The sequence below is a fragment of the Algoriphagus sp. genome (genome assembly GCF_024642405.1).
Classification (GTDB): domain Bacteria; phylum Bacteroidota; class Bacteroidia; order Cytophagales; family Cyclobacteriaceae; genus Algoriphagus.
The window spans coordinates 1-4,977 of the sequence record NZ_JAHEBC010000287.1 but is presented as its reverse complement, the minus strand read 5'-3'; the positions used below and the strand labels follow the sequence as shown (position 1 = coordinate 4,977).

Genomic DNA, 4,977 nt, shown 5'->3' with positions numbered 1-4,977 from the left:
ATTCTGATAAACGGAAGGAATTCCTCTTTAACCCAAAATTTGGATCAGTTGCCCGCCAGCGTAGTAGAAGAGATTAAAATTATCAACAATCCTAATGCTCGATATGATGCTGAAGCAGAAGGAGGAGTGATCGATATTGTCTTGAAAAAAGGAATTGAGTTGGGCACTCATGGGGGATTTGAAGGAACTTATGGTACAAGAAACCGATCCAATTTTGGCGGAAGATTAAACCACAGAAATTTCAAATTCAATTTTTATGGAGGCTATAATCACAGAAATTGGAAATCTGTAGGTGAGCGAAATTCTACCCGAAATATTTTTGAGGATAATGAAACACTCGATCAAACGACTAATAGTTCTGATCAAAGAATTGGTAACAATTTAAATTTTGGGGTAGACTACACTTTTGGAAAAAATACCTTAAGCTATGAAGGAGTATTTCAAGCAAATGAAAGCTTTGACCTTAATACATTATTTGCGGAGCAAGTACGGAATGGACAGAATTTTGATTATGTGAGAAGGAATGATGAAAATGAAACTGATGATGGTCTAGATAATGCATTAATTTTTCAACATGATTTCAAGGAGAAAGGTCATCTATTTAGAGCTACTGCAAGTCATTCTTACAGAAACCAGTTTAAAACCCAGAATATTGAGATTTATAATAATACTTTAAATCCAACACCAGAAAATCTAACGGGCAGAGAAAGAGCTTTTACCGATGAGGTTAGAAATATAACTGTGGTACAGGCAGATTATATCAAGCCTCTGGAGAATGGAAATTTTGAAACTGGCTTGAAATCTAATTTTAGAGAATTCGACAATGATTTTCAATACCAACGCTTAGATGAAGGAAGTCAGGATTTTGTCACAGACCCTTCTGTGAGCAATCGATTTTTGTATCAAGATCAAATACATGCGGGGTATGTTTTGTATTCTGGAAGTAAGTCAAAATTTGAATATGGATTTGGACTTCGAGGTGAGTTTACTCAAGTAGACACCTATTTGTACAATTCTGATGAAGCTAATCAGCAACGATACTTCAACCTTTTTCCAAGTGTACAGGGATTATATAATCTCAATGAAAATCATGGAATCAAGTTTACATACAGTAGAAGAATCGATAGACCAAGAGCATGGAGATTAAACCCATTTCCCAATATTACTGACAGCTTGAATGTAAGAAGAGGAAATCCAAATTTGATTCCAGAAATGATTAACTCATTCGAACTAGGTCATTTAGCAAATTTTGAAAAGACCAGTTTGACAACGAATTTATTCTATAGAAAAATCAATAACCAAATTGATTTTATTACTATCGTCGAAGATGGAATCTCTTACTCACAACCTGACAATTTGCTCTTTGCAGAATTGTATGGAGTGGAATTCGTCGGAACGGCAGAAATCGCAGATTGGTATTCTCTAAATGGAGGTTTGACCTTTTCTAGAATTGCGGTAAACGCATCTAATATCGATGAGGAATTTACAAATGATGGTTTTACTTGGAATGCTAAGCTTAATCAAGACTTCAAACTTCCTTTAGGATTCAACTTTCAGATTGCAGCAAACTATGAATCGCCTGAAATCCAAGCTCAGGGAAAAAGCTTAGCAGTATATTACATCGACAGTAGTATTCAAAAATCCTTTATGGATAGAAAAGGAAGTGTAACCTTAAGTGTTCGAGATATATTTGACACCAGAAGATATGCGGGTAATTCTTTGACGAGTAGCTTCTCTCAGGATTTCTACTCTAAAGAAGAAACAAGAATAGTATTACTTTCAGCGAGGTATAATTTCTAAATAAGGATGGATAATAATCCATCCTCTAGTAAATATTAAGTCTTTAAAGAAATTATTTATTGGTCAGTATTTTCTTTCTTTTTTTCTTTGGCAAACTGCTTTTCGTAAAAGTCAAAGATTCGTTTCCATTGATCGTGGTAATCACTTTCATTACTTGCCCAGCCTGCTCCATGACCGCCTTTAAGGTAGTTTATCCAAACCACATCTTTGCCCAAGCGACGCATGGCGTAATAGAGTTCACGGGAGTTCGTTCCAGGTACATTCCAATCCCCTTCGCCAGTTAAAATGAGGTGAGGTGTTTTGATCCTGTCAGCATGCAATACGGCAGTTGTCTCAAAATATTTCAACGGTTCGTCCCAAAGAGAGCCCCCAATTCTATCTTGTCCAACTTCTGCTGCTGAATAATTACGGGTTCCGATTTTCGGACTATCTCCTAAAAAACTGATGATGTTAACCTTTCCAGAAATATTGATTGCTGCCGCAAATCGATCAGTTTGAGTGATCAACAATGAAGTTGCATAACCTCCATAACTCACTCCATGCACTCCAACTTTATCGTTATCTACCTTCCCCTCATCCACCAATTTATTAATCGCTGAAGTAATTCCTTTTACCCAAGCTTCACCTGGATAACCTATTTCAAGATCTACCGATGGACGAAGGCCAAAATATCCTTGGTTGGCAATAAGATTCATTCTGGAATTAAATCCATTATCAAAAAAGGTTTCATAGACTTCACAAACAAGTGGATATTTTTTACCCTCCTCATAATCTACTGGATAATATAAAATCCCTTTCAATTCTTTCCCATCCACATCACGGTAACTTATTAATTCAGATCTGGTTAGTTTTTTATTACTAATCCAAGGATTCAGATCAGTCAAGGCTTTCATGCTGTTAAAACTTGCATCAGCAGCCATGACATTAGATGGCATATCGCCGTCAGAAAAACTTAGAATGTATTTGCTTCCGTCCTTTGAGGCTTGAACATTTGAATACAAATTAGTATCGATCAGGAGGTTTTCCATTTGCTTGGTTTCTAAATCGAACCTAGTGAAACCTCGCTCCCATTTATCTTTATTGGAATAGCTAAAAAATAGATAACGTTCATCTTGAGACCAATTTATAAAATCCAAGTTAGGAGTCTCTACTTTATCCTCAGGTAACTCATAGATCATTTCTAAATTGTCCCCAACTGCATCTGCCAACCAGTATCCTTTGTCTGAACTTAGCATTAATTGGCCTTCCTGCGGACTCCAGGCCATAATCGAAAATTTTACCTCTTTCTTATTTTCCTCATCTAAGTATTCTTTTCCTTTAGTCAGGTTTCTAGCATTTTCTTCCCCTAGTGTCTGAACATAAACATAGCCCGAATCAACCCAAGCATATTTATTTTTACTTTCAGTCCAGGTAAAATCTCTTCTTTTCTCGTTCCGTGGATAGATTATTTTTGCTGAATCTTGTTGAGTCAAATCCAAATATGCTGTTTGAAATTCTGTTCCTTTGTTTCGTTCGTAAGCAGTTTTTAAACGAAAATTCTCAGTGAAAATCAAATGTTGACCATCTTCCGTGACGTTTAATCCATTATATTCTGATTCAGACAAAAGTTTAACAGCTTTGCCATTGGATACATTTACCTGATGTACTTCTGTAAGAAGATTTATTCTTCTGATATCATCCCATTTTAGAAAAGGTTTGGAGCCATCATAAACTACAATCGGGCCTTTTGTGGCCTCATTATAAAGATCCATAGCCCTAGTCATCCAACCTGATTCCCTTGTGTGCACAATTAGCGACTTGCTATCTGCCGTCCAAGTTAGATCTGAATCTGCGAGTATGGGGCTTCCAGTTATGGTAATTTCTCTGAGCTTTTTTCGAGCGATATCGAAAACCATCAAATGAAGCTTTTCAGACTTTTCTTCCAAAAATGCGATTTCAGTATTATTTGGAGCCCATGTTATGGAAGTCACCCTAGCTTTTTCTTCATAAGGTCGAATTTCCGAAGCATCATCTGTATTGATTATTACCAATTCACCAGGGTAAACATTTGTATAGCTTGGATCCTGATATCTAAAGTGATCCGTATCAAATCGAGCGCTTCCATCTCTGATTATTCCGGCTAGGTATTTCCCATCGTTAGATAATGTTTGATTACCCAAACTTTTTACTCTGATAGCATCATCCGCAGTAAAGGCTCCTTTTTGAGCAAAACTGGAGAAAACAATAAAAATCCAAAGAAAAATAGATAGGTAGTAAAAATTAAATTTTTGCATGAATCAAAGTTTGGTTAAAACAAGGTAAGCCAATTTATTAAAAATTTGCCTGAAGGTTTATCTGATACTAATTTTATGTTGACTAAAGAATCAAGTTCATATTGCCGGACTTTGCTATAGTATTTGGTCCTCAGATCGAAAGACCAATGACGGATGAAAGATGAATACTTCAATACTATTGGTTGCCATATATTAGGTCAATTTGGGGCTCTTACAGGATCACTGATTTTCAAAAGTTGGTTTAATCCCTCTTTCAAGAGACTTAAACAAACGATATTTTTTAAATAATCAATCAAGCTAAGCTCAATCATAAATAGTACAGGCATTGTATTTCTTCCTTATTTTCAATAGCTTAATATATACCAAACATAAAAAGTCATGAAAAAAATACACTTGATTGCGAAGTTTCAGATACATCCCGGAAAGGAATCAGAATTTAAAGATTTAATCCCACAATGTATCGCAAGGGTAAAAGCCAATGAAACTGGTGCTGAGCGCTATGAATGGTATCTAAATTCTGAGGGAACTGTTTGCCATGTTTTGGAGACTTATAAGAATTCAGAATCTGTTTTGGCTCATATTGCAAATGTTGGAGACTTGCTGGGAAAGATCTTCGAAATTTCAGATTTCGGAGGTGATATGTATGGCAATTTATCTGAGGAACTTAAAGCAGCTATAGCACCTTTACCAATCACAAGTAATTCTTTATACCTAGCATTATAGATTGAAACTACTTTTTAAAAGATAAATCTTTTCAATAAGCTATGGCATCAGTTGTCATAGCTTTTTTTTTAGATATTGATTTAAAGGTTGCTTTAGAGATAGATTTCTTTTCTTTAAGCTAAACGCTGATATAGTGAATAATTATAAGGTCTAGGATCTCCTGAAGGCATATAATACGTAT

At 35.6% G+C, this 4,977-nt stretch carries 3 protein-coding genes; 2 read left to right on the top strand and 1 reads right to left on the bottom strand.

Features of this window, described 5'->3' with window-relative positions; translation table 11 throughout:
- A partial coding sequence (locus tag Q0L68_RS16255; protein WP_296705209.1) for a TonB-dependent receptor occupies positions 1 to 1,800 on the top strand: 1,800 nt, incomplete at its 5' end.
- A gap of 56 nt (positions 1,801 to 1,856) precedes the next feature.
- On the opposite strand, the gene Q0L68_RS16250 is transcribed toward Q0L68_RS16255, so the two are convergent.
- Entirely contained in the window at positions 1,857 to 4,073 is a 2,217-nt protein-coding gene (locus Q0L68_RS16250; RefSeq protein ID WP_296705208.1) for a prolyl oligopeptidase family serine peptidase, read from the bottom strand.
- A 378-nt stretch (positions 4,074 to 4,451) separates the two neighbouring features.
- On the opposite strand from Q0L68_RS16250, the gene Q0L68_RS16245 reads away from it, so the two are divergent.
- Positions 4,452 to 4,796 (top strand): antibiotic biosynthesis monooxygenase, encoded by a 345-nt coding sequence (locus Q0L68_RS16245; protein ID WP_296705206.1) that lies wholly within the window; start codon positions 4,452 to 4,454, stop codon positions 4,794 to 4,796.
- Positions 4,797 to 4,977 lie beyond the last annotated feature (181 nt).